This window comes from Flagellimonas algarum, assembly GCF_040513375.1.
Classification (GTDB): domain Bacteria; phylum Bacteroidota; class Bacteroidia; order Flavobacteriales; family Flavobacteriaceae; genus Flagellimonas_B; species Flagellimonas_B algarum.
On record NZ_JBEVTG010000002.1, the window covers coordinates 1,283,879 to 1,308,459 of the forward strand.

A 24,581-nucleotide genomic window follows, 5' to 3' on the forward strand; every position below is an offset into this window, starting at 1 on the left:
CCGTTATTGTAATTCCCTTTTTGTTAACTCAGTTGCCAATCGTGCGACCGTCTTCCTTGTTCTTTTTATCTGCATCGGATTTTCCAATGGTGTCACTGAATGTGCCATTTTCAAATCAGCGTATTCTTTCTTGAGTTCAGACAACTTCTGCTGAAGCTCTTCAACCGATAGTTCTTTAATTTCTGCTTGTTTCATCTCGTATCAGTTTATCCAGCGTAGTCCCTGGCTACAACAAATTTCGTTTTGACAGGCAACTTCTGTGCGGCCAATCGCAATGCCTCTTTGGCAATATCGTGGGGCACACCGGCTACTTCGAACATGATCCTTCCGGGTTTGACGACGGCGACCCAATATTCAGGTGCCCCCTTACCTTTACCCATACGTACCTCTAGAGGTTTTTTGGTAATGGGCTTGTCCGGGAAAATCTTGATCCAAAGCTGACCTTGCCTTTTCATATATCGTGTCGCAGCGATACGCGCCGCTTCGATCTGTCTTGCAGTAATGAAATGCGAATCCAATGACTTGATTCCGAACATCCCATTTGAAAGCCGGTGACCTCGCTGTGAGATTCCTTTCATCCGCCCTTTCTGGGCTTTACGGAACTTTGTTCTTTTCGGCTGTAACATCTTACTTTATGCTTTTCTAATTACTTTCTACGACGTTGTCTTTTACCGCCGTCTTGCTTACCCGATTTACCTTGTCCTTTTGAAAGGCCGACAAGTGGTGACAACTCACGTTTGCCGTATACTTCACCTTTCATGATCCAGACCTTGATGCCCAAACGACCATAAGTCGTATGTGCTTCGACCAAGGCATAATCAACGTCTGCCCTGAAGGTAGACAATGGGATCCTACCTTCCTTGTACGATTCGGAACGCGCCATTTCAGCACCGTTCAATCGTCCGGAGATTTGGATTTTGATACCTTCGGCATTCATTCGGATCGCAGCCGCGATCGCCATTTTGATGGCACGACGGTAAGAAATCCTACTCTCGATCTGTCTCGCAACGCTGGCCGCTACCAAATTGGCATCGACCTCAGGTCGTTTTATCTCGTGGATGTTGATCTGGACCTCCTTGTTGGTGATCTTTTTCAACTCCTCTTTCAACTTGTCGACTTCCTGTCCACCTTTACCGATGATGATACCCGGACGGGCCGTAGTGATGGTAATGGTGATCAACTTCAAGGTCCTTTCGATGATGACCCTTGAAACACTGGCTTTCGCTAAACGCGCATGGATGTACTTTCTGATCTTGTCATCCTCGGCCAATTTATCGCCATAGTCGTTTCCACCGTACCAGTTGGATTCCCATCCCCTGATGATTCCTAAGCGATTTCCTATCGGATTGGTCTTCTGTCCCATATTATGCTTTAGCTTCTGTGTTATTGTTAGCACCTAAAACCAAGGTGACATGGTTCGAACGTTTTCTAATCCTGTGGGCACGGCCCTGTGGGGCCGGACGCAACCTTTTCAACATGGTTCCCCCGTCAACGCGGATCTCTTTGATGAAAAGATCGGCTTCTTCGATGTTGCCATCCTCGTTTTTTGCTTCCCAATTGGCGATTGCCGAAAGCAAAAGCTTCTCTAACCTGCGGGAAGCCTCCTTTGGGTTGAACCTCAAAATGGCCAACGCCATTTCGATTTGCTTACCTCGGATCAAATCAGCTACCAACCGCATTTTTCGTGGTGAAGTCGGGCAGTTGTTCAATTTAGCGAAGGCCGTTTCCTTGCGCTCTGCCTTGATTCTTTCAGCCATCTGTCTTTTTCGAACTCCCATAGCTTACTTTTTACCTTTATTTTTTGCCCCGGCATGTCCCCTAAAAGAACGTGTGGGTGAAAATTCTCCTAATTTATGACCTACCATGTTCTCGGTTACATATACGGGAACGAATTGTCTTCCGTTGTGCACCGCGATGGTCTGACCAACGAAATCGGGAGTGATCATCGAGGCCCTTGACCAGGTCTTGATGACGGATTTTTTTCCTGACTCCACATTTTGTTGGACTTTCTTTTCCAAACTATGATGAACGTATGGTCCTTTTTTTAATGAACGTGCCATTTACTTATCCTTTTATTTCTTTCTACGTTCGATGATGTATCTGTTACTTGCCTTGGTTTTGGAACGGGTCCTGAAGCCTTTGGCCGGAATACCGTTTCTAGACCTTGGGTGACCTCCGGAAGCCCTTCCTTCACCACCACCCATTGGGTGATCGACAGGGTTCATCACTACCGGACGTGTTCTTGGTCGTCTACCCAACCATCTGCTGCGACCAGCCTTACCTGAAACCAACAACTGGTGATCTGAATTCGATACGGCACCGATGGTGGCCAAGCAATTCGCCAAGATCAAACGGGTTTCCCCTGAAGGAAGCTTAACGGTAACGAACTTTCCGTCTTTCGCCATCAATTGGGCGAAGGTTCCTGCACTACGCGCCATAACGGCTCCTTGTCCAGGTCGCAATTCGATGCAAGAGATGATCGTACCCAACGGAATCTCGCTCAATGGAAGTGCGTTTCCGATTTCAGGGGCCGAATTCGAACCTGCTGAGACCGATTGCCCGACCTGAAGACCGTTCTGTGCGATCACATAGCGCTTCTCACCGTCTTTGTATTCCAAAAGGGCGATGAACGCACTTCGGTTCGGATCGTACTGGATCGATTTCACTTCAGCATCGACACCTTGTTTGTCACGCTTGAAATCAATGATACGGTACCTTCTTTTGTGACCCCCACCTCTATGGCGCATGGTCATCTTTCCTTGACTGTTTCTACCCCCTGACTTTTTTAACGGAGCGAGCAAGCTCTTCTCCGGCTTATCAGTAGTAATCGCGTCAAATCCGTTTACTACTCTAAAACGCTGTCCAGGGGTGATTGGTTTTAACTTTCTAACTGACATGATCGTCTTTATAGATTACTGTAAAAATCAATAATATCACCCTCGGCCACATCTACGATGGCCTTCTTTCTCATATTCGTTTTCCCATGCTGGATACCGGTCTTGGTATAGCGGGTCCTTCGTGAAGGACCGTAGTTCATGGTTCGGACTTTTTCGACCGAAACCCCGTAAGTAGCCTCTACGGCTTCTTTGATCTGCAATTTGTTCGCAGCTGGGTCAACATAAAAACCATACCGGTTGAAGAGCTCGCTATCAGCGGTCATTTTCTCGGTGATGATCGGTTTTATCAATACACTCATGATCCTTTTCTTAACTTAAGTTCGATTCGATTCCCGCTACGGCACTTTCCAATAGAACGACGCTCTTGGCGTTCAAGATCTTGTATGTGCTCAACTCAGAATTGGTAACCACTTCGGAACCTTTAAGGTTTCGGGCCGATAGGTACACGTTCTCATTGGAACCCCCCAAAACGACCAAGGTCTTTTTGTTCTCGATACCCAACGATTTCAAGACCGCTTTGAAGTCTTTGGTCTTTGGACTTTCGAAGTTGAAATCCTCAACGATCAAAAGCTCCTTTTCCTGTGACTTTAAACTCAAGGCCGATTTACGGGCCAATCGCTTGACGTTCTTGTTCAACTTTTGGGTGTAGTCTTTCGGTCTTGGACCGAAGATGCGACCACCGCCCCTAAAAACAGGGGACTTGATGCTACCGGCCCTTGCGGTTCCGGTACCTTTTTGTTTCTTGATCTTTCGTGTACTACCCGCGATTTCGGCACGCTCTTTCGCTTTGTGCGTTCCTTGTCGTTGGTGGGCCAAATACTGCTTCACATCCAAATAGATGGCGTGCTCGTTCGGCTCTATAGCGAAAACAGCGTCCGAAAGCTCGACTTTACGACCTGTTTCCTTTCCTTTAATATCTAATACCGCTACCTTCATGACCTTACTTTTCTACGGTTACATAAGCGTTCTTGTGGCCTGGCACCGCACCTTTCACTACAATGATGTTCTTTTCAGGAACGACTTTGAGCACGCGAAGGTTTTGAACGGTTACCCGTTCACCACCCATTCTACCGGCCATTTTCATTCCTTTGAAAACCCTTGCAGGGTAAGAGGCCGCACCAATGGAACCTGGAGCCCTCAATCGGTTGTGCTGACCGTGGGTCGCTTGACCTACACCCGCGAAACCATGTCGCTTTACGACACCTTGGAATCCTTTTCCTTTAGAAGTACCTACAACATCGACGAACTCCCCTTCTTGGAAAAGGTCGGCACCGATGGTGTCCCCTAATTTAAACTCACCTTCAAAATCACGGAATTCGACGACTTTCTTCTTAGGAGATGCACCTGCCTTCTTGAAATGACCTGTTTCGGCCTTGTTGGCACGTCTTTCTGCCTTGTCATCGAAACCGAGCTGAAGGGCATTGTACCCGTCAACCTCTTCGGTTCTGACTTGGGTAACCACACATGGCCCAGCTTCGATAACGGTACATGGAATGTTCTTTCCATTCTCGTCGAAGATGCTGGTCATGCCGATTTTTCTTCCTATTAACCCAGACATACTTGTATTATTACGTTTTTATTCTCTGTTAAACCCCGAAACCGAGGCAAAAAAATTGGGTCAAAGAACGCATTCTGTGACCCAGATTTGATTCTTTTTCCCGTTTTTCCTTCGCACGCAGCTCAGGACATGTCACCCCTTCGTTTCTTAAAGGGCGTGCAAATTTACACTTTTATTTCGACTTCCACACCACTTGGCAACTCTAATTTCATTAAAGCGTCAATTGTTTTGGAAGAAGAACTGTAAATATCCAACAATCGCTTGTACGAACTCAGTTGGAATTGCTCTCTCGATTTCTTGTTCACGTGCGGTGAACGCAATACCGTAAAGATTTTTTTATGGGTAGGCAATGGGATCGGCCCCGTTACCACAGCCCCAGTCGTTTTCACGGTCTTTACGATCTTTTCAGCAGACTTGTCTACCAAATTGTGGTCGTAAGACTTCAATTTTATTCTAATTTTTTGACTCATCTTCTGAAAATTAAGCGGTTACACCTTTGGTTGCTTTGATTACCTCTTCGGCAATATTCGATGGGGTCTCCGCGTAGTGCGAGAACTCCATGGTCGATGTGGCACGGCCCGAACTCAAGGTACGGAGCGAGGTCACATAACCGAACATTTCCGAAAGTGGCACTTCTGCCTTGATCACCTTCGATCCGGCCCTGTCATCCATATTGTTGACTTGGCCACGACGACGGTTCAAATCGCCAACGATATCACCCATGTTCTCTTCAGGTGTCAACACCTCAAGCTTCATGATAGGCTCCATCAATACCGCACGGGCGGCACGGGCAGCTTCCTTGTATCCCAATTTGGCGGCCAACTCGAATGAAAGCGAGTCGGAATCCACAGGGTGGAATGATCCGTCCTTAAGGGTAATTTTCATACTGTCCATCTCAAAACCGGCCAACGGCCCGTTTTTCATGGCTTCCTTGAATCCTTTCTCGACCGATGGGATGTATTCCTTAGGAATGTTACCACCCTTGATCTCATTGACGAACTCAAGACCTGCTTTGGTTTCTTCACTGGCAGGCTCCATCGAGAAGACGATATCGGCGAACTTACCACGACCACCGGTCTGCTTCTTGTAAACCTCCCTGTGATCAGCTTTTGCCGTAAGTGCTTCTTTGTACTCTACTTGTGGTTGCCCTTGGTTGACCTCTACCTTGAACTCACGCTTCAATCGGTCTACGATGATATCCAAGTGCAACTCGCCCATTCCGGAAATGATCGTCTGCCCTGAGGCCTCATCGGTCTTAACCTGGAAGGTCGGATCCTCCTCGGCCAATTTGGCCAAAGACATCCCCAATTTATCGACATCCGCCTTGGTCTTAGGCTCTACCGCGATACCGATTACGGGATCGGGGAAATCCATACTTTCCAAAACGATCGGATGCTTCTCGGCAGACATGGTGTCACCGGTCTTGATATCCTTGAACCCAACAGCGGCCCCGATATCACCTGCTTCGATGTATTCGATGGCGTTCTGCTTGTTCGAGTGCATCTGGTAGATCCGCGAAATACGCTCTTTCTTGCCCGAACGGTTGTTCAAAATGTACGACCCGGCATCCAAGCGGCCCGAATAGGCACGGAAGAAGGCCAAACGGCCAACGAATGGATCGGTCGCGATCTTAAAGGCCAATGCAGAGAATGGCTCTTTTGGATCTGGTTTTCTGGTGATCTCACCCCCGGTATCCGGATCGGTACCGATGATATCGTCCTTGTCCAATGGAGATGGCAGGTAACGGCAAACCGCATCCAAAAGGAACTGCACCCCTTTGTTCTTGAACGAAGATCCACAGACCATCGGGATGATGGCACGATCCATAACCGCTGCCCTAAGGGCGGCGTGTACTTCCTCTTCAGTGATGGAATCTTCGTCTTCAAAGAATTTCTCCATCAACTCCTCATCATATTCCGCAACGGCTTCGATCAAAGCCGCACGGTATTCTTTTACCTCGTCTTGCATTTCTGCAGGAATGTCGATGACATCGAAGGTCGAACCGAAGTTCTCATCATGCCATACGATGGCCCTGTTCTTGGCCAAATCGACGATTCCTTTGAAATCGGCTTCCTCACCGATCGGCAATACGATCGGTACGGCGTTCGAACCCAACATTTCGCGAACCTGTTTGCACACGTTCAAGAAGTTGGACCCTTGACGGTCCATTTTGTTGACGAACCCGATTCGTGGAACTTTATAGTTATCGGCGAGTCTCCAGTTGGTTTCCGACTGTGGCTCTACCCCGTCTACAGCACTGAACAAGAACACCAATCCGTCCAAAACACGCAATGAACGGTTTACCTCTACGGTAAAGTCAACGTGCCCGGGGGTATCGATGATATTGAAGTGGTATCCTTTCGCATCGGCGGTCGGTTGCCCGTTTTCGGTCGGGAACTGCCAAGTACAGGTGGTAGCGGCAGAGGTAATAGTAATCCCACGCTCTTGCTCTTGCTCCATCCAGTCCATAGTAGCCGCACCATCATGCACCTCCCCGATCTTATGGCTTACCCCGGTGTAGAACAAAATCCGCTCCGTGGTAGTGGTCTTTCCGGCATCGATGTGTGCAGCGATACCGATATTCCTAGTGTATTTTAAATCTCTTGCCATTTTGGTACTTAGAATCTAAAGTGAGAGAATGCTTTGTTTGCTTCCGCCATTTTGTGGGTATCGACCCTTTTCTTGACCGCTGCCCCTTCTTCCTTGGACGCTGCTAAAATCTCAGCGGCCAATTTCTGGGCCATGGATTTCTCGTTACGCTTTCTTGCGAAAGTGATCAACCATTTCATGGCTGTTGAGATCTTACGGTCTGGACGGATTTGCATCGGAATCTGGAACGTTGCCCCACCGACCCGTCTACTACGGACTTCAACGTGTGGCATTACGTTCGATAATGCATCCTTCCAAAGTTCTAGACCTGACTTTTCCTCATCGGTCTTTTTCTCTTCGACAATGTCGATGGCGTCGTAGAAGATCCTGAACGCCACGGATTTTTTACCATCCCACATCATCATGTTGACAAATCGTGTCACCAATTGGTCACCAAATCGTGGATCTGGCAACAACGGCCGTTTCTTTGCCTGTCTTTTTCTCATTGCTTCCTTTTAAAGTTGATTACTTCTTAGGTCGTTTTGCACCGTACTTAGACCTCCTTTGGGTACGACCGGCAACACCGGCGGTATCCAAAGCACCACGAACGATGTGGTATCTAACACCTGGCAAATCCTTGACCCTTCCACCTCTTACCAATACTATCGAGTGCTCTTGGAGGTTGTGCCCTTCTCCGGGGATGTATGCGTTGACCTCTTTACCGTTCGTCAACCGGACCCTAGCTACTTTTCGCATAGCCGAATTCGGTTTTTTCGGTGTCGTGGTGTATACACGCGTACAAACTCCCCTACGTTGGGGGCAAGAATCCAAAGCAGCCGATTTACTCTTCTTGGTAATCGTGACCCTTCCTTTTCTTACTAATTGTGAAATTGTTGGCATTAACTTCTTTGTTAAAAATCAAAAAACCCTCATTTTGAGGGCTGCAAATGTATAATTTTTTGACCATAAATCAAATAGCCTCAAATTAATTTATCGTCAACTCCTGATTCTCGATCTTAGGAACGGCTGATTTTCGGGTTTGAACCTGAACATCAGACCTATTGATCAAAACCCCAAACCCCCTAAATTTTATAAATGGAAAAAGAAAAAAAGCGATGTATTTATCCGGTTTGTCTTTGAACGGCTATACCTTATATATATAGGCACATTTTTTTAGCGCATAACTCTCTCATCACCTAATAGCGCAAGACAAGGCCTACTGACACCGTCAAAGTCACCACTTGAAAGGCCAGGACTCCTTGGATCCATGAAACAATTCCCTAAGAAAACCCGACTTACACTACAAGCGATTACTCCAACCCATTCAAATAGTTACAAATGACCACCAAGTGATCAGGGTCTTTAAAGCTAAGGTTGTTTGAATTGACATAAGCGGCCAGCGACTTCGCTTCGGACTTGGAAAGAAAAGCGGACACGGCCTTTTTCGATGGACGGAAAAATGTTGGATCACCCCCGTCGACGGAAAGATACCAACCCACCTTATCGACAAACCTGTGGGGAAACGAATTCTGCAATGAGGTTGTGGCTTGCTTTCCTTCTTTGAAGATTTTGGTTTTGCGCTGATACAATTGGAAACGCCCTTCCTTGATCAACCTAAAAAGATAACCCCGCTGTATCTCGCCTTTTTGATTTTTAAATGGACGGTAAACCAATACCTCATTCGAGATCTCACAGGAAATAGGCTCACTCTTATGAAGCGCTTCGATCACCCCACCGGCATTTCGTATCAACTCGACTTCGTCATTAAAGGCATCATAACGCAATTTGTATTTGCCATAAAGCTCGTTACCATAGAATACCGACCCCATTATGAATTGGCCGTTCAAATAGACGCTCCCTTCAATATCATCAAGTCCAAGTTTGCGCTCGGATCCCAATACCGCGGTTTTGTTACGAAGGTCATTGAACCAATTCAGGGCATTGGGGTTGTTACCTAGACCACCTCCGTCACCACTCTTTAATAAGGCAAAACGTGATTGGGTGAACGCCCCACCTTCTCCTTGACCTAGACATAACAAAGGCAAGGAAACCAAGATGGCTACCAAAAGCCTTTTGATTCCGACACCTATCGACTGACCGTTTTCCGCCACACCGAAACGATAGGCTGTAGCTGAGTTCTTATTAATGTTAAATGTGCAATTCGTATTCATCAAAAAAATGGCTAAATATTAACGTACACCTAATATATACGCCCTGTTTTGCGATATGGTGAATATTTATCGGGAGTGTGAAATTTTAGTGAAATTAGTTTGGATTATTAACATGAAATTATGATTTTAGCGGTTAGCTAATTCAAATAATTTAAAAATGAGAACAAAACTAAATGGAATCTTAACGCTATTATTGGCGTTTGTTGTGCACATTTCTTTTGCACAAGACAAGACGATTTCAGGTACGGTTACCGATTCAGACGGTCTACCATTACCCGGGGTCAACATTGTCGTCGAGGGCACCTCTAACGGTACCCAAACGGATTTTGATGGTAATTACTCGATTACGGCCAGCGAAGGTCAGAGTCTCCTTTTCACCTACATTGGTCAGAAGGATGTCAGAAGGACAGTCGGTGCCGGAACTACCGTCAACGTGCAGATGGAGGAGGATGCACAGGCACTCGAGGAAGTGGTTGTGACCGCCCAGGGTATCAAAAGGGAAAAGAAGGCCCTAGGGTACGCCGTGACCTCCGTCAGCTCGGAACAATTGGAAAACAGAACCGAGGGTGATGTCGCCAGGGTTCTTTCCGGTAAGGCAGCGGGTGTACAGATCACCTCTGCGGGTGGTGCCTCAGGTTCCGCAACCAACGTAACGGTTCGGGGTCTTAGTTCCTTTAGTGGAAGTAACCAGGCACTGTTCATCGTTGATGGTATCCCGTTCAGTAACGATACCAACAACACCACCAACTTCGTAAACGGTGCTACGCAAGGTTCGCGTTTCTTGGACCTTGACCCGAACAACATCGCCAGTGTGGAGGTATTGAAAGGTCTTGCCGCCGCGACACTTTACGGTACACAGGGTAAGAACGGTGTAATCTTGATTACGACCAAGGCCGGTGCCGCTACAAGTGGCGCCAAGAAGACCGAGATTACGGTCAGCCAGTCGTTCTTCACCAACGAGTTCGCTTCCTTGCCAGATTACCAAGACCAGTACGGTAACGGTTTCGACCAGTCGTTCGGATGGTTCTTCAGTAACTGGGGACCAAGCTTCGACCGTGGTGGTGTAGCCGGATGGGGCAACCAATCGGCCATCGATGATGCCGGTACTTTGGAGCACCCATACTCGACTACTTCGGTAGCTTCGACCAGGGCCGCCTTCCCAGAGCTTCAAGGCGCTCGCTACGATTGGAGGCCTTATGATTCCGTAGAGGAGTTCTTCCGTCCAGGGTATGTGACCAATACTTCCGTGAACATCGCGGGTAGCACTACCGATGGCAATACCAACTATAACGTCAACGTCGGTTACCTTAACGATATCGGGTTTACCCCGGGCAACTCCTTGAACAGGACCAACGTATCGATCGGTGGTCGTTCGAAACTATCGAACAAGTTCACCGTAACCGGTACCATGAACTACGCCCGTACCGACTACCGCACACCTCCGATCGCATCGAGTAGGGGTAACGGTACTGACGGTCTTTCAGTTTATGGTAATGTTCTCTTTACACCTCGTAGTGTCGATTTATTGGGGCTTCCTTTCGAAAACCCAGTAGATGGATCTAGTGTATACTACCGTAACGGTAACGACATCATCAACCCACGTTGGACGGCGCAAAACGTCACCAACCGTCAGTTGACCAATCGTTTCAACTGGAACGTATCATTGGCTTACGAGTTGAACGACAACATGACCTTGAACTGGAGATCAGGTCTTGATTTCTACAACGAGCGTAACATCAATGGTTCGAACAAAGGTGGGGTAGAATTCAACTCTGCTATTTTCGGATTCCTACAAACATTCGATAACAACAACACGATCTGGGATCACTTCCTTTCGTTGAACGCCAACTACGATCTTTCTGAAAAGCTAGGTCTTTCATTTACAGCTGGTGCGACTTCACGTCAGGATTTCTTCGATCAATCAGGGGTTTCAAGTACCGGTCAGATCGTATTCGGTGTTAAGAGACACTTTAACTTCGAAAACCAGACTCCGATCCAATTCTCTCAGAAAAGGAACATCGTAGGTGTTTTGGGTCAAGCGACCTTAGACTATGACGATTACCTCTTCTTGAACGTATCGGCCCGTACTGACTGGGTTTCGAACTTGACTACGGAGAACAACAGTAAGACCTATCCAGGAGCTAGTTTGTCGTTCCTACCGACCAATGCCTTCAGCGGCTTGAAATCGGAGAACGGATTGAACTTCTTGAAAGTTCGTGCTTCTTACGGTACTTCAGCTACCTTCCCAACTGGATATCCTACGGTTAACGTAATCGAGCAGAACACACAGATTTTCACCGGTCCGTTAACGACCAACCAGGTGGATAACTTCCGTGCGAATCCAGATCTTAAGCCTGAGCTTTTGGAAGAGTTGGAATTCGGTTTCGAATCGAAACTTTGGAAGAACAGGATTTCTATCGATTTCACCTACTTTGACAGAAGGACGAATGACTTGATCGTAACTGAGCCACTTCCTCCTTCAACAGGATTTAGCTTTACTCAAAGTAACATTGGTGAGATCCAGAACGAAGGTATCGAGGTTGATCTTGGTGTTGACATCTTCAGAGGTGACAACTTCAGCTGGAACTCTCGTGTGAACTTCTTTACCAACAACGAAACAGTGACAGAGCAAGAGCAGGATTTCATCGCTTACGCTGGATCATTGGCAGTTGGTGGTGGATTGTTCAGAGGTTCCAACGCGGCCATCGAAGGCGAATCATTGGGTACTATCGTAGGTACCGCTATCGCTCGTGATGAAGCCGGTAACTTCTTGATCAATGATGGTGGTAGCTTTGTAGTTGCTGAGCAGGATAATGACGGAAACGTGCCGATCATCGGTGATGCGATTCCTGATTACACCATGAACTTCATCAACAACCTACGTTGGAAGAACTGGAACTTGAACTTCCAGATCAACCACGTCAAAGGTGGTGACATCCTTTCAAGTACCGTTGCTGTACTTCTAGGTAGGGGTCTTATCGTTGAAACTGAAGATCGTTTGAACACGTACGTCCTTCCAGGGGTACGTCAGAGCACAGGTGAGGTGAACAACATCCAGTTGAACAACTCGACCTATTTCTTCAGCAACTTGCTATTCGGTCCGACAGAGACCCGTATCTACGATGCGTCTGTCGTACGTCTACAGGAGGTTTCTTTGGGATACACTTTCCCATCGAAATTCTTGGACAAGACACCTTTCGGTTCCTTGACCTTGACCGCACAGGGCTTCAACCTTTGGTACGATGCCTACAACACTCCTGACGGGGCGAACTTCGACCCTAACGTACAGGGTGTCGGTATCGGTAACGGTAGGGGCTTCGATTTCATCAACGGGCCTAGCTCTAGAAGATATGGTATCAGCATCAAAGCCACTTTCTAATAAAAATTGTTAACGATATAGAAATTATGAGAAATTTTATTAAATATATTTCGATCGTCTTCATAGCAGGTGGCCTGTTTACCGCATGTGAGACGACAGAATTGGACTTAAGGGTAAGTCCTAACGATCTTGCTGCCGACCAGGCGGATCCTAACCTGTTATTGAACTCGATTCAGTTGGCCTACGCAACAAACCAACAAACGTTGAGTGACAGGGCTGCGGAATTGACACGAATCGATTACTTCTTCGGAAGGGATTACTTCAACCAATTGCCAGGTAACACCTTGAACGGTGTTTGGTCTAGAACCTATAGTTCAGGTGGTAACGGTGCCGGTGATTTCGTATCTATCGGTATCTTGACCAACCTTCAAAACTTGGAGGCCATCGACGCCGCTTCTGAAACGGATTATTCGTTTCACATCGGGGTTGCCAAGACGCTTTATGCTCACTCATTGATCCAATTGGTCGATTTCCTTGGCCAAGCGGCTTTCAGCCAAGCTGGTAATCCAGCTGAGTTCCCAGCTCCGACTTTGGATGATGGGCAAGCTGTTTACACTGCTGCATTGGGATTATTGGATGAAGCCTCTAGCGCATTGTCTTCAGGACCAGCTACACAGGGTGCTGCCGATATCTTCTACGGTGGTGATACTGCACAATGGGTTCGATTGATCAACTCGATTCGACTATTGGCTTACAAGAACACCGGTGATGTAGCCGCGTTCAACGGGGTTATTTCAGGTGGAAATTTCATCACTGATTCCGCTGATGATTTCCAATTGACTTACGGAACAAGTGAGTTGCAGCCTGATGACAGACATCCAGATTTCGCTGCTGATTACACCCCTTCAGGTGCTAACATTTATCAGTCGAACTGGTTGATGGAATTGATGTTGAACAACAATGATCCACGTATCCGTTATTACTTCTACCGCCAGCGTGCCACTACGCCTGGTGCTGACGAACCGCCAAACGAAGAGACTTTGGCCTGTTCATTGGTCGTTCCACCACAGCACTACCAAGATGGTGGATTTACGTACTGCAGTGTCCCTAACGGGTACTGGGGTAGATCTCACGGTAACGATGAAGGTACGCCGCCCGACAACTTCTTGAGAGCTGCTGTTGGGGTATATCCTGCTGGTGGTCGCTTTGACGACAACAGCTTTGGAAATGTTGGTCTTGGACTTGGTGGCGGTGGAGCCGGTATCGAGCCGATCATCCTTGCCTCTTACATCGACTTCTGGAGAGGTCAGATGGCTGCAAGTGATGCTGCCCGTTCAGGTTTCCTACGTGATGGTCTTACTAAGTCTATCGCTAAAGTTCAAACTTTCGGTGCCCTTGATGGAGGAGCTGACACTTCTTTCGCCCCTGATGCTGCGGCTGTAACTGCCTATGTTGATGGAATCGTAGCTGCTTTCGATGCCGCTACAGGTGATGACAAGGAGAACATCTATGCGGAGCAGTACTTCACCACTTTGTTCGGTGGAGGAACCGATGCATTCAACTACTACCGTCAAACTGGTTTCCCTACTACGGTTTTACCGAACTGGGAATTGAACCCTGGACCGTTCCCAAGAACGTTCCTATTGCCACAGAACGAGGTGATCAACAACCCGAACTTGGATCAAAGAACAGATTTGACCACGCAGGTATTCTGGGATAACAATCCGGCTAGTCCGACCTTCCCACCTGCTAACTAAATAATTGCGATATGAAAAGAATCATTAAAAATATTCTTGGTTTCGCTTCCTTGGCTTCAGTATTGATGTTCACGGCGTGTGAAGACGGTGATACCGTTTTCGACACCATCATCGATGCAGAGCAACGGGGTGCGATCCTAAGAACGGTTAACCTTATTTCGAACGAATTGCCTATCGGTGTTGCCGATGCTGGTTTTTCTGTCGAAGTAGAGGTACAAGATCAAGCCAATGGAAACAACGTAAACAACATTGAAGTTTTCGTTGGATACAGGGATAATACCGTTGCGGAAGGTGGCACCGATTTGGATGTTGCTGAAAGCTTGTTCACGACCATTCCTAGTAGCGAATTCACTATTGGTGAATTTGGACTACCAAGAACGTCGTTTGCGGTAACCCTTGTTGAAATGCTTTCCTTTACAGGTGTAAGTGAGGATGACCTTTTCGGAGGTGATCAGTTCACTGTACGCTTCGAATTGGTATTGAACGATGGGCGTAGGTTCTCCTTCGCTGATAACTCCGGTACATTGACCGGTTCGTTCTTCAGCTCTCCATTCTTGTATACACCCACCGTGGTTTGCCCGGTAGGTGCAGAGCAGTTCGTAGGTGACTATGTGGTGAACCAAGTGGTTCCAGGTATCTTCAGTTCAAATACCTGGGGTGATGGTACTACCGTAACCTTGGCCATTGGTGAAACTTCTACCCAACGGGTATTTGAAGCCGTTTACCTTCCAGATTTCGGAATCGGCAACGGACCACGTGCTTTTGCCTTTGATTTGGTTTGTGAGTCGGTTAATCCGATAGCTTCACAAGCTTCAGGGCTACAATGTTCTGGTGGTATCACTTTGGGCCCACCGATCGATGCTGCACCAGGAACTTACGATCCATTCGATGATAGCGTTTTCAATATCGTCCTTAGGGATGATGAGAGCGATGATTGTGGTGGAGGCGTAGATGCCGAGGTAACACTGACTAAAGTCTAGTCATAGCTATATTAAGGACAACCATCCAAATCGGATGGTTGTCTTCTTAAAGTCCGGTATTCATAGCCGGTTTACCACAATATCATTAATAAACTACTGATGAAAAAAATAAAAATTACTCTTTACTCGCTACTAGGTTTGGCCATGCTCTTCGTCGGCTGTGAGGACGGTGACACCGTTTTTGATAGCATTGTTGATGCCGAGACCCGAGGGGCCATTCTAAGAACCGTTAGCGTGATATCCAATGAAATTCCGATCGGTAGTGCAGATTCCAATTTCGCCGTCGAACTCGAGGTCCAAGACCAAGAGGATGGCACCTTGGTCCAGTCCGTAGAGGTCTGGGTCGGGTTCCGTGACAATTCAGTCGCTGACGGAGGTACTGATTTCAGTGCGGATGAAGTGTTGGCTGAAACTTTGGATGCTTCGACCTTCACCACCGGTGAGTTCGGATTGCCTAGGTTCATGTACATGATTACGCTACCGCAATTGGTTGCGGCACTTCCGATTTCAGATTCGACCGTTGACGGTTCCGACCAGTTCACGATTCGTTTTGAATTGGTATTGAGCGATGGCAGCCGCTATTCGTTCGCTGACAACTCGGGTACCTTGACCGGTTCCTTCTTCAGCTCTCCATTCTTGTACACCGCTACGGTGGTTTGCCCACCGAAGCCCCCGACACCAGGGGTTTGGACCGTGAACATGCAGGATTCATACGGAGATGGATGGCAACCTACTACCAGTGGTGGTGGCGGTCCTGGTCTGGTTATTACCCTAAGTGACGGCACTGTATTCGAAATCGGACTTTGTACGCCTTACGAAGATCCAGGTTACGATTGTACTGATGGTGCAAGCGCAGGTACGGCAACGTTTACCGTTCCGGCCGGTTTGACCGAAGCTGCCGATTTCAACTTCAGGGGTGATTTCTGGGGTGAAATGTCGTTCCAATTGATTACACCGAATGGCAATACAGTAGCGGATATTCCGGCCAGTACACCGGCAGGAAGCATCGCTATCGATTTCTGCAAAGACTAATCGAATTTTTCAGAATAGAAAAGCCACCTATTAAGGTGGCTTTTTTTATGCGCTTTATATAAGCGTAAGGCCTTTACTATTTTAAAGACTATTCCTAAAAAGGGATTTAACATTGCTTCAGCTATCGGTATCTTTCCAAATTAGTACATTTAACCGCATTTACAGTATTTGATATACATGAGTCCGTTGAAAAATAGTCATAGCCGGCAACTTGGTTTTGTCCGTTTTCTTCTTCCCTTAGCCCTTCTTGTTAGTGTATCGTTTTTCGGATGCAAAAAAGCTGTTGAACAGGAACTACATGATGTGACCGAACAACCTTCACCGGTCTTCCAATCGGTTTCATCCGAAGACAGCGGAATCGACTTTAAAAACCAAATTCAAGAAGACGTAAATTCCCTAGCCAATCTATTCAACTACGATTATTTCTACAATGGAGCCGGCGTTGGAATTGCCGACTTGAACAACGACGGTTTGCCCGATATCTTTTTTTGTGGCAATCAAGTCGACAACAAGCTTTACATCAACCAGGGCAACCTTACCTTCGTTGACATTTCTCCGACCGCGGACATCAATGCAGGTAAGCTATGGTCAAATGGGGTAACCTTCGCTGACATCAACTCCGATGGTTGGTTGGACATCTATGTCTCGCAAGGAGGGCCAAACCCCAGGTTACAACGCAAAAATCTATTGTTCATCAACCAGCAAGATGATACTTTTATAGAATCTGCTGCTGATTACGGCTTAGCTGACATGGGGATCAGCACGCAATCGGTATTCTTCGATTACGATCGTGACGGTGACCTTGATTGCCTCGTCATGAACGAAAATGAACTCTATGGTGTCGACCCCATCAATCTTTATCGCTTGGTCGCCGAAAATGAAGAAAGCACCTATTTCAACAGCTCACACTTGTACCGCAATGATAACGGTCGCTTTGTCGACGTGACCAAAGAAGCCGGAATTGAACGCCCGATTTTCGGATTGGGCCTATCAGTAGCCGATATCAACAACGACGGTTGGCTCGATTTTTATATCGCGAGTGATTATTACATACCTGATGCCCTTTTCATAAACAACCATGACGGTACGTTTTCGGATGAAATCAAGACCTATACCAAGCAAATTTCTTTCTACGGAATGGGTATGGATGTAGCCGACATCAACAACGACGGGCAACAAGATATTTTCGTCCTCGATATGGCCGCCAACGACCATGTGCGTTCAAAGACCTTGATGGCCTCCATGAATACCGATCGCTTTGATTACTTGGTCAATGATGCCGGTTTTCACCATCAATACATGTATAATTCCCTTCAACTCCGAACGGCCGATACCAAATTCTCGAACATTTCACAGGCAACGACCATGGCCAATACGGATTGGAGTTGGTCGGTCTTGATGTCGGATTTTGACAACGACACGGACAAGGACATCTATATCACGAACGGATACCGGCGTTATGCACTCGATAACGACCTTCAACGAAGTGTTTTCGAAGCCAAAAGAAAATATAAAGGTCAGGTGCCTTTGGCCGTTAAAAAGCAGCTCTATGAATCCATGCCCTCCGAAAAGCTCCCAAACATCCTTTATGAGAACGGCGGTAAGCTTGATTTTTCGGAAAAAGCGAAATCATGGGGATTAGCGGACTTCTCTTTTAGCAATGGGGCCGCCCAGGGCGATCTCGACAACGATGGAGATTTGGATCTGGTGGTGAACAACATCGACGATGTGGGTTTTCTGTATCGCAACATGACCATGGAAAACGGTGGTGGTAATTATTTAAAAATAAAGGCCCAGGGCAAGTTATCCGAGGCCTTCCCACAAATTGCAATCTCCTACAATGGTGAAACCCAACTCGTTGAATCAAGACGGGTTCGTGGTTACCGTTCGGCACACGAGGATATCAGCCATTTCGGACTGGGAACACACGATAAAGTCGATAGCGTTATCGTCAAATGGCCGAGCGGGGCCATCCAACGTTTCTACGAAATCAAAGCCAACACCCTTCTTGAAGTCAATGAAGAGGATGGAGACCTCGCCCAAAATCAAGAAACAAGTCCGCACCCGACCTATTTCAATCCAATCGATGTCATGAAAAGCGGGTTGGATTTCGTGCATAAGGAAAATACGTATGACGATTTCGCTACGGAAGTATTGCTGCCCTACAAACAATCTACCCTAGGACCTTTTGTAACCAAAGGGGACGTGAATGGCGATCAATTGGAAGACCTGTACATCGGTGGTGCTTCCGGCCAATACGGTATGCTATACTTGCAGCGGCCTAATGGCGAATTCACGGCCAAATCGACCAAGGCTTTTGAGAACGATCGCAGTTATGAAGACATGCAAGGACTGTTTTTTGATTTCGATGGGGATGGCGATCTTGACCTTTTCGTGGTAAGTGGTGGCAACGAATTCGCCAATTATTCGTCCTTATATGCCGATCGACTCTATCTGAACGACGGTATCGGGAATTTTTCGAAAGCGGAAATCGATGCCTTACAACGGAATCCGAAAAGCGGTCGATCTGTGGATGTTATCGATTTTAACCGTGATGGCCAACCGGATTTATTGGTCGGAAACCGAATCGTCGCCCAAAATTATCCAAACCCATCGAGCTCGACCTTATGGAAAAACGAAAACGGCACCCTGATCGACGTCACCGCCGAGGTGGCGCCTGAATTGGAAAGATTCGGCATCATCAATGACATTCTTGTAACCGATTACAACGGCGACGGTTGGGCAGACTTCATCGCTGTTGGCGAATGGAATGGTATTGGGTTTTTCACCAATTCGGAAGGACGATTCACCCGTGACAACGATCTCGTGGCCAGAGAGGAAAACCAAGGTTGGTGGTTCGGGATTACCGAAACCGATGTCAACAATGATGGTCTACCCGACTATGTATTGGGCAATGCAGGGTTGAACATCAAATTCAAGGCAAGTCAAAAGAAACCGTTCAAGGTATATGCCAATGATTTTGATGGAAACGGAACCAATGATATCGTGTTGAGCAAGCAATACAATGGCGAATACGTTCCAGTTCGGGGCCGCGAATGTTCTTCACAACAAATGCCGTTCATCCAACAAAAATTCGAGACCTATTCTGAATTCGCAAATGCCAAATTGGTAGACATCTATGGTGAGAAGTTGAATTCAGGGTATGAGGGCGAGGTTACCGAGTTCCGTTCCTCTTTGCTTTTGAACAATGGGGATGGGACCTTTAGCAAACACTACCTGCCTTTTGAGGCACAATTGTTCCCGATACTGGATTTGATTTCACTCGATATCGATAAGGACGGTTTCAAAGACCTCATCGTAGGTGGCAATATCTACGAAACCGAAGTCGAAACCCCAAGGTTGGACGCTTTTTCAGGCCTGGTCCTGCTTTCAAACCGAAAAGACGGGTATACTCCCCTACCCTGGGCCGAATCGGGCTTGCTTCTTGAAGGAAACATCAAAGACCTCGATTTGATTACCGGCACCGATGACCTTTATTTGATAGCAACCCAAAATGACGGTCCGGTTCAATTGCATGCGTTAATGAAATGATTTCGTATCTTTTCACCGATGTTCAGGGCCTTACGACCCAAACACCATTGCTATGAAACTATCACATAAATTACTCGGCCCTTTCGCGGCCCTTTTGCTATTTATTTTTTTTATAGGCTGTAACAACGATGACGGATCCATTACCGATGATGTAGTTCAGACCGATGACGATGTCTCAGGCGGCGATGACGACGCCCCTCCTCCGGTAGAAGGCTTGGAAGTGTTCAATGCCGACTTGGTTTATGACGGGTTTATTTTGGTGAACGATGCTTCGGCAAATCGGGTGTATCTAATGAACAAAGAGGCCGCCACGATTTTCGAATGGAACTTGAACGGCAGCCGTTTGGGCAATGATGCGTTCTTACTACCCAACGGCCAATTGTTGACCATGCTGGAATCGGAAAGCCCAGAAATCACCCTAGGTGGTTTCGGAGGGGTCATTGCATTGTTGGATAAAGATGGGGGTGTTGAGTGGTCGTACGAATATTCAAGTTCGGAACACATCGCCCACCACGATGCCGTGATGTTGCCCAACGGAAACATCCTTTTTCTGACTTGGGAACGAAAATCAATGGAAGAAGCCACCGAGATCGGTTTTTCGGCCGGCACTCAGGTAATTTACGATGCTGTTTTCGAAATCGACCCATCAACGGATGAAATCGTTTGGCAATGGCATATGTGGGATCATTTGGTCCAAGACTTCGACGACACCAAACTGAATTTTGGATCCGTAGCGGACAATCCGAACCGAATCGACATCAATTATTTGGAAGTTCCGAATGATGACGGTGATGTCAGTCATGCCAACGGCTTGGCTTATGATGCGGAAAACGACCTGATTTACATCAGCGCCAATTTTTACAGTGAGGTTTGGGTCATAGACCACAGTACCAGCACTGCTGAAGCCCAAACGGGTACTGGGGGGAACTTTGGTGTAGGAGGAGACCTTCTGTACCGCTTCGGCAACCCGACCGCCTATAACAACGATCAAGGGGTAAGAAGGTTCGATCGCAACCATCACCCCAACCTTTTGACTGGTGAATCGGCTGGCAATATGTTGATTTTCGCCAATGGTTTCAACGCGGCGCAATCGACCGTCTACGAACTCGAGATGCCCTCTACGTTTTCGCTTTTGGCCAATACCGACAACGAGCCTGAAGTCGTATGGAGTTTCACAGACACCGATCTGTTTTCGGGCAGGGTATCCGGTGCGGTCGCATTGCCCAATGGCAATCGTTTGATTACCGAAGGTGACTTCGGATTTTGGGAAGTCGACCCCGATGGAGGACTGGTTTGGCGGTATACCACATCCGGCTTCTTCTGGAGAGGGTACCATTATGACAAGGACGCCCCTGAAATACAAAGTCTTGGCCTCTGAACCGTATGACGATTTTTATGAAAGTTTTATCACGAATCGCGTTATATGACACCTTTATTTCGTTAGATTTGCTATTCTCAAAAATCACTTGAAAATGAAAAACCTTTTTACCCTTTTGGCTTTTGTGGCAGGTACGTTTATCGCAGCTGCACAAGCGACCGGCCAAATTGCAAACTACAGCTCTTCAGGAAGCGCGAACTTCGCTTCTGCGGGGCAATTAAATGCGGTCTTGGGGCCAATCCAGGAAGCGAATCAAAAATTAGCTTTCAAGAACGATGATTTCCAAGGATCGCCTTACACTTCGGATGTATTTTTGCCAACCGTACTTTACTATGGTGACGAGAACCTAGGAAACCTATTCTATCGTTACAATGCCTATAACGAAGAAATCGAGATCAAGGAAACCAATTTGGAGTCCGAAGGGGTTCGCGCTTTGGGCCGAGATAAGAAAATTTCCATCAAGATCAACGGAAGACCGATGAGTTTCAAGACGTTTATCGATGAGAAAGGAACCACCCAAAACGGGTATTTGACCCAACTTAGGGATGGTAAATATAGCTTGTACAAGCGAACCGATGTAAAATTCACTGAAGGTCAAAAAGCCCAAAATTCGTTCATTCCTGCGATTCCGGCCCGATTTACCAAGTTCACTGAATATTATTTGGAAATCGAAGGTGTCAATAGGATCGATCAATTGGAATTGAGCAACAGAAAGTTACTCAAGTTGATTCCGGATGCTAAAAAAGCGGAACTGAAGGCATACCTTAAAGAGAACAAAATCAAAATCAAAGACGAATACGATGTGTATGAAGTCCTTGAATATTTGAACAGCTAATACCGCGTGGTACTACGTTTAAAAACGGCCTTTTCAGGCCGTTTTTTTTTGCCTCCCGATGAACCTTTACCCTGCTGTCGAAAAAAAAAACGTATTTTAAAGAAAAATAAAATCAATCAAAATGAAAAAAGTATGCAGTTTTTTGGCCGCTCTGGCGATAGTCGCCGTCGGCAACGCCCAAACTTCAGGACAAGTAGTCAGTTATAACGCGAATTCTGCCGATGGCGGGGTTTCAGATGCCCTTTACAAATATGCCATGGGATCGATAGAGGATTCAGAGGCCAAAGCAACTTATCTCGATGAGAACATCGAAGGTTCGCCCTATATGGCGAATGAGTTCAAGTTGACGCAAATCTATTATGGGGATGAAAAAGCAGGCGATATGTTCTATAGGTATAATGCCCATAACGATGAAATCGAACTCAAGCAGCAAAATGTCGAAGAAGAGCCGATACGCGCACTGGGTCGTGACAAGAAAATCAATCTTGTCGTCGATGGGAAGCGAATGGCCTTCAAGACCTTTATAGATCGTAACGGAAAGACCCAAAATGGCTATCTGACGCTTTTGAGCGATGGCAAGTACAAACTATACAAACGCCTTAAGATTACGTTCAAAGAAGCCAAGAAAGCACCGAATACGTTCGTCAAAGCTTCACCGGCCCGATTTACCAAATTCACGGAGTACTATATCGAAGTCGATGGCGGCAACCGCATCGATGAGGTGCAACTCAGCAATAAAAAACTACTCAACCTTGTCGAAGGCGACAAGCAAAGTGAATTAAAGTCGTTTTTGAAAGAGAACAGGATCAAAGTGAGTGACGAGGGCGATATCCATAAGGTAGTTCAATTTCTGAACAGCTGATACCCCATCCGTCTTAACAACTATGAAATGCAGCCTTATCCGGGCTGCATTTCTTTTATCAAAAAACCTATAACTGGTTTTTAGGCAACGATTTGTTCCAAAAGGCTACCTTTGCCTTCCGAATGAAAGAAGAACAACAGATTTACGGTATCCGAACCGTACTTGAAGCAATAAGTGCAGAAAAGCCCATAAACAAGCTTTTTTTGCAAAAAGGACTATCAGGCCCCCTTTTTCGCGAACTTGAACATAAGGCGAGAAAACAAGGGCTGAGCGTTTCCTACGTGCCCGTTGAACGATTGAACAGGTTCACTCAAAACAACCATCAAGGGGCCGTAGCGAAAATAGCACCGATCAACTTTAGGGATTTCGAGACACTTATCGAGGAGGTGCTCGCGAAAGATGGTGTGCCCTTTCTATTGTTGCTGGATCAAGTCACCGATGTCAGGAATTTCGGGGCGATCCTTAGAACGGCGGAATGTACCGGGGCACATGCGGTCATCGTACCAAAATCAGGTTCGGCTCCGGTCAATCAAGATACGGTAAAGACATCGGCAGGAGGGGTCTTCAATGTCCCTATTAGTAAAGTAGACCATCTAAAAGATGCCATATACTACCTCAATGCTTCAGGTGTCCGCATTATTGCGGCGACCGAAAAGACCGACAAGCTGCTTTACGATGTCGATTTCAACCAGCCCACAGCGATATTAATGGGATCTGAAGGAAAAGGGGTCTCCGATCAACTATTGAAATTGGTCGACGAAAAAGCGAAATTGCCAATGCTCGGTGAAATCGATTCCTTGAATGTCTCAGTGGCCTGTGGGGCCTTTTTATACGAAGTCGTTCGACAACGCCAGGCTTAGTCGCCATCTTTTCGTTCCTTTTTTTTGAAGTGGTATACGATCTCGATATCATCAACTGGTCGTTCGATAAAGTTCCCGTCTTTGTCAAAATGTCTTAAAAACTCATCTTCCTCTTCATTGTAATCATCCCTTTCCCATTGATACGTTCTCTTTTTTGGCAAATCGACCTTGATGAACCGGGCCAAAAAGAGCCCTGTCAAAAATCCGGACAGGTGTCCTTCCCAAGAAATCCCGTCTTCGATAGGAAAAATATACCAAAGCATGCTTCCGTACAAAAAGACGATCCCCAATGAAAGTGCGATCAAACGAAAGTGCTTTGCGAAAATTCCTTTAAAGAAAATGAAACTGACCAAAACATAGATCAATCCGCTAGCCCCGATATGATAAGACGGTCTCCCGATCACCCATGTCAGAATCCCTGAAAGCAGCAAGCCGAACACGATGACCTTGAAGGCACTACTCCTATAAAAATAGACCAAGGCTGTGGTCAAAACCGCTAATGGAATGGTGTTGTTATACAAGTGTTCGACGGAACCATGGATGAACGGACTGAATGCGATGCCCTGTAGACCGTTCAAACGACGGGGATAAATACCATGCGTATTGAAATTCGATCCTGTGATCAACTCAAGCCAAAAAACGAACCAAATGGACAATACCGCGAACAATGGAACGATCAATAAGCCTAACGAAAACCGCAAATCCCCTTTTTCAGTCATTCCTTTAAAATTGCAATTAACTTACCAGAAATGCAAAATCTGATAAATTGTCATCCTGCTATTTCCGTATTT

24 protein-coding genes are annotated in these 24,581 nt (G+C 46.7%); 9 read left to right on the forward strand and 15 right to left on the reverse strand.

Features of this window, described 5'->3' with window-relative positions:
• Window positions 1-3: 3 nt before the first annotated feature.
• The 14 genes from rpmC to ABV409_RS13255 all read right to left on the reverse strand — a co-directional run bounded on the left by rpmC (window position 4) and on the right by ABV409_RS13255 (window position 9,215).
• Window positions 4-195: a 50S ribosomal protein L29 gene (gene rpmC / locus ABV409_RS13190; protein ID WP_353878059.1), complete on the reverse strand. Its 192-nt coding sequence runs from the start codon at window positions 193-195 to the stop codon at window positions 4-6.
• Window positions 196-206: 11 nt separating this feature from the next.
• Entirely contained in the window at window positions 207-626 is a 420-nt protein-coding gene (gene rplP, locus ABV409_RS13195) for a 50S ribosomal protein L16 (RefSeq protein WP_353878060.1), read from the reverse strand.
• 20 nt (window positions 627-646) lie between these two features.
• Window positions 647-1,363 carry a 30S ribosomal protein S3 gene (gene rpsC / locus ABV409_RS13200; RefSeq protein ID WP_353878061.1) on the reverse strand — a complete coding sequence of 239 codons (717 nt, stop codon included), beginning with the start codon at window positions 1,361-1,363 and terminating at the stop codon, window positions 647-649.
• A 1-nt stretch (window position 1,364) separates the two neighbouring features.
• Window positions 1,365-1,778 (reverse strand): 50S ribosomal protein L22, encoded by a 414-nt coding sequence (rplV, locus tag ABV409_RS13205; RefSeq protein ID WP_353878062.1) that lies wholly within the window; start codon window positions 1,776-1,778, stop codon window positions 1,365-1,367.
• Between the two features lie 3 nt (window positions 1,779-1,781).
• Window positions 1,782-2,060, reverse strand: a complete 279-nt coding sequence (gene rpsS, locus ABV409_RS13210) for a 30S ribosomal protein S19 (RefSeq protein ID WP_339143656.1) — start codon at window positions 2,058-2,060, stop codon at window positions 1,782-1,784.
• A 12-nt stretch (window positions 2,061-2,072) separates the two neighbouring features.
• On the reverse strand, window positions 2,073-2,897 hold the full coding sequence (gene rplB, locus ABV409_RS13215) for a 50S ribosomal protein L2 (protein ID WP_353878063.1): 825 nt from the start codon (window positions 2,895-2,897) through the stop codon (window positions 2,073-2,075).
• A gap of 8 nt (window positions 2,898-2,905) precedes the next feature.
• A complete protein-coding gene (gene rplW / locus ABV409_RS13220; protein ID WP_353878064.1) occupies window positions 2,906-3,196 on the reverse strand; it encodes a 50S ribosomal protein L23 in 291 nt (96 codons plus the stop codon).
• 10 nt (window positions 3,197-3,206) lie between these two features.
• Window positions 3,207-3,833 carry a 50S ribosomal protein L4 gene (gene rplD, locus ABV409_RS13225; RefSeq protein ID WP_353878065.1) on the reverse strand — a complete coding sequence of 209 codons (627 nt, stop codon included), beginning with the start codon at window positions 3,831-3,833 and terminating at the stop codon, window positions 3,207-3,209.
• A 4-nt stretch (window positions 3,834-3,837) separates the two neighbouring features.
• On the reverse strand, window positions 3,838-4,455 hold the full coding sequence (gene rplC, locus ABV409_RS13230; RefSeq protein WP_353878066.1) for a 50S ribosomal protein L3: 618 nt from the start codon (window positions 4,453-4,455) through the stop codon (window positions 3,838-3,840).
• A gap of 164 nt (window positions 4,456-4,619) precedes the next feature.
• On the reverse strand, window positions 4,620-4,925 hold the full coding sequence (rpsJ, locus tag ABV409_RS13235; protein ID WP_007094989.1) for a 30S ribosomal protein S10: 306 nt from the start codon (window positions 4,923-4,925) through the stop codon (window positions 4,620-4,622).
• 10 nt (window positions 4,926-4,935) lie between these two features.
• On the reverse strand, window positions 4,936-7,065 hold the full coding sequence (fusA, locus tag ABV409_RS13240; protein ID WP_353878067.1) for an elongation factor G: 2,130 nt from the start codon (window positions 7,063-7,065) through the stop codon (window positions 4,936-4,938).
• Between the two features lie 8 nt (window positions 7,066-7,073).
• On the reverse strand, window positions 7,074-7,550 hold the full coding sequence (gene rpsG, locus ABV409_RS13245) for a 30S ribosomal protein S7 (RefSeq protein WP_353878068.1): 477 nt from the start codon (window positions 7,548-7,550) through the stop codon (window positions 7,074-7,076).
• Between the two features lie 19 nt (window positions 7,551-7,569).
• Window positions 7,570-7,944, reverse strand: coding sequence for a 30S ribosomal protein S12 (rpsL, locus tag ABV409_RS13250; RefSeq protein WP_031445118.1), 375 nt, complete (start codon window positions 7,942-7,944; stop codon window positions 7,570-7,572).
• 410 nt (window positions 7,945-8,354) lie between these two features.
• Entirely contained in the window at window positions 8,355-9,215 is an 861-nt protein-coding gene (locus ABV409_RS13255) for a hypothetical protein (protein ID WP_353878069.1), read from the reverse strand.
• Window positions 9,216-9,372: 157 nt separating this feature from the next.
• On the opposite strand from ABV409_RS13255, the gene ABV409_RS13260 reads away from it, so the two are divergent.
• The 9 genes from ABV409_RS13260 (at window position 9,373) to rlmB (ending at window position 23,790) form a co-directional block, all read left to right on the forward strand.
• On the forward strand, window positions 9,373-12,594 hold the full coding sequence (locus ABV409_RS13260) for a SusC/RagA family TonB-linked outer membrane protein (protein ID WP_353878070.1): 3,222 nt from the start codon (window positions 9,373-9,375) through the stop codon (window positions 12,592-12,594).
• Between the two features lie 26 nt (window positions 12,595-12,620).
• A complete protein-coding gene (locus ABV409_RS13265) occupies window positions 12,621-14,291 on the forward strand; it encodes a SusD/RagB family nutrient-binding outer membrane lipoprotein (RefSeq protein ID WP_353878071.1) in 1,671 nt (556 codons plus the stop codon).
• Between the two features lie 11 nt (window positions 14,292-14,302).
• On the forward strand, window positions 14,303-15,271 hold the full coding sequence (locus ABV409_RS13270) for a hypothetical protein (protein WP_353878072.1): 969 nt from the start codon (window positions 14,303-14,305) through the stop codon (window positions 15,269-15,271).
• 99 nt (window positions 15,272-15,370) lie between these two features.
• Complete coding sequence (locus tag ABV409_RS13275) at window positions 15,371-16,303, forward strand: hypothetical protein (RefSeq protein WP_353878073.1); 933 nt, start codon at window positions 15,371-15,373, stop codon at window positions 16,301-16,303.
• Window positions 16,304-16,606: 303 nt separating this feature from the next.
• The gene (locus ABV409_RS13280; RefSeq protein WP_353878074.1) at window positions 16,607-19,855 is read left to right on the forward strand and encodes a VCBS repeat-containing protein; all 3,249 of its coding nucleotides are present in this window, start codon (window positions 16,607-16,609) and stop codon (window positions 19,853-19,855) included.
• Between the two features lie 52 nt (window positions 19,856-19,907).
• Window positions 19,908-21,233, forward strand: coding sequence for an aryl-sulfate sulfotransferase (locus tag ABV409_RS13285; protein WP_353878075.1), 1,326 nt, complete (start codon window positions 19,908-19,910; stop codon window positions 21,231-21,233).
• 94 nt (window positions 21,234-21,327) lie between these two features.
• Window positions 21,328-22,068, forward strand: a complete 741-nt coding sequence (locus tag ABV409_RS13290) for a hypothetical protein (RefSeq protein ID WP_353878076.1) — start codon at window positions 21,328-21,330, stop codon at window positions 22,066-22,068.
• Between the two features lie 121 nt (window positions 22,069-22,189).
• Complete coding sequence (locus ABV409_RS13295) at window positions 22,190-22,930, forward strand: hypothetical protein (protein WP_353878077.1); 741 nt, start codon at window positions 22,190-22,192, stop codon at window positions 22,928-22,930.
• Between the two features lie 122 nt (window positions 22,931-23,052).
• Window positions 23,053-23,790, forward strand: coding sequence for a 23S rRNA (guanosine(2251)-2'-O)-methyltransferase RlmB (rlmB, locus tag ABV409_RS13300; protein WP_353878078.1), 738 nt, complete (start codon window positions 23,053-23,055; stop codon window positions 23,788-23,790).
• Here the strand turns inward: rlmB and ABV409_RS13305 are convergent.
• A complete protein-coding gene (locus tag ABV409_RS13305; protein ID WP_353878079.1) occupies window positions 23,787-24,509 on the reverse strand; it encodes a rhomboid family intramembrane serine protease in 723 nt (240 codons plus the stop codon). The genes rlmB and ABV409_RS13305 overlap by 4 nt on opposite strands.
• Between the last annotated feature and the right edge of the window lie 72 nt (window positions 24,510-24,581).

Coding starts and splice junctions, on each gene's coding strand:
- ABV409_RS13255 (WP_353878069.1), bottom strand. CDS start 9,215: ATGAATACGAATTGCACATTTAACATTAATAAGAACTCAGCTACAGCC.
- ABV409_RS13290 (WP_353878076.1), top strand. CDS start 21,328: ATGAAAAACCTTTTTACCCTTTTGGCTTTTGTGGCAGGTACGTTTATC.
- ABV409_RS13275 (WP_353878073.1), top strand. CDS start 15,371: ATGAAAAAAATAAAAATTACTCTTTACTCGCTACTAGGTTTGGCCATG.
- ABV409_RS13285 (WP_353878075.1), top strand. CDS start 19,908: ATGAAACTATCACATAAATTACTCGGCCCTTTCGCGGCCCTTTTGCTA.
- ABV409_RS13265 (WP_353878071.1), top strand. CDS start 12,621: ATGAGAAATTTTATTAAATATATTTCGATCGTCTTCATAGCAGGTGGC.
- ABV409_RS13270 (WP_353878072.1), top strand. CDS start 14,303: ATGAAAAGAATCATTAAAAATATTCTTGGTTTCGCTTCCTTGGCTTCA.
- rplC (WP_353878066.1), bottom strand. CDS start 4,455: ATGTCTGGGTTAATAGGAAGAAAAATCGGCATGACCAGCATCTTCGAC.
- fusA (WP_353878067.1), bottom strand. CDS start 7,065: ATGGCAAGAGATTTAAAATACACTAGGAATATCGGTATCGCTGCACAC.
- rpsC (WP_353878061.1), bottom strand. CDS start 1,363: ATGGGACAGAAGACCAATCCGATAGGAAATCGCTTAGGAATCATCAGG.
- rplV (WP_353878062.1), bottom strand. CDS start 1,778: ATGGGAGTTCGAAAAAGACAGATGGCTGAAAGAATCAAGGCAGAGCGC.
- rplD (WP_353878065.1), bottom strand. CDS start 3,833: ATGAAGGTAGCGGTATTAGATATTAAAGGAAAGGAAACAGGTCGTAAA.
- rlmB (WP_353878078.1), top strand. CDS start 23,053: ATGAAAGAAGAACAACAGATTTACGGTATCCGAACCGTACTTGAAGCA.
- ABV409_RS13295 (WP_353878077.1), top strand. CDS start 22,190: ATGAAAAAAGTATGCAGTTTTTTGGCCGCTCTGGCGATAGTCGCCGTC.
- rplW (WP_353878064.1), bottom strand. CDS start 3,196: ATGAGTGTATTGATAAAACCGATCATCACCGAGAAAATGACCGCTGAT.
- rplB (WP_353878063.1), bottom strand. CDS start 2,897: ATGTCAGTTAGAAAGTTAAAACCAATCACCCCTGGACAGCGTTTTAGA.
- rpmC (WP_353878059.1), bottom strand. CDS start 195: ATGAAACAAGCAGAAATTAAAGAACTATCGGTTGAAGAGCTTCAGCAG.
- ABV409_RS13260 (WP_353878070.1), top strand. CDS start 9,373: ATGAGAACAAAACTAAATGGAATCTTAACGCTATTATTGGCGTTTGTT.
- rpsJ (WP_007094989.1), bottom strand. CDS start 4,925: ATGAGTCAAAAAATTAGAATAAAATTGAAGTCTTACGACCACAATTTG.
- rpsS (WP_339143656.1), bottom strand. CDS start 2,060: ATGGCACGTTCATTAAAAAAAGGACCATACGTTCATCATAGTTTGGAA.
- rpsL (WP_031445118.1), bottom strand. CDS start 7,944: ATGCCAACAATTTCACAATTAGTAAGAAAAGGAAGGGTCACGATTACC.
- ABV409_RS13305 (WP_353878079.1), bottom strand. CDS start 24,509: ATGACTGAAAAAGGGGATTTGCGGTTTTCGTTAGGCTTATTGATCGTT.
- rplP (WP_353878060.1), bottom strand. CDS start 626: ATGTTACAGCCGAAAAGAACAAAGTTCCGTAAAGCCCAGAAAGGGCGG.
- rpsG (WP_353878068.1), bottom strand. CDS start 7,550: ATGAGAAAAAGACAGGCAAAGAAACGGCCGTTGTTGCCAGATCCACGA.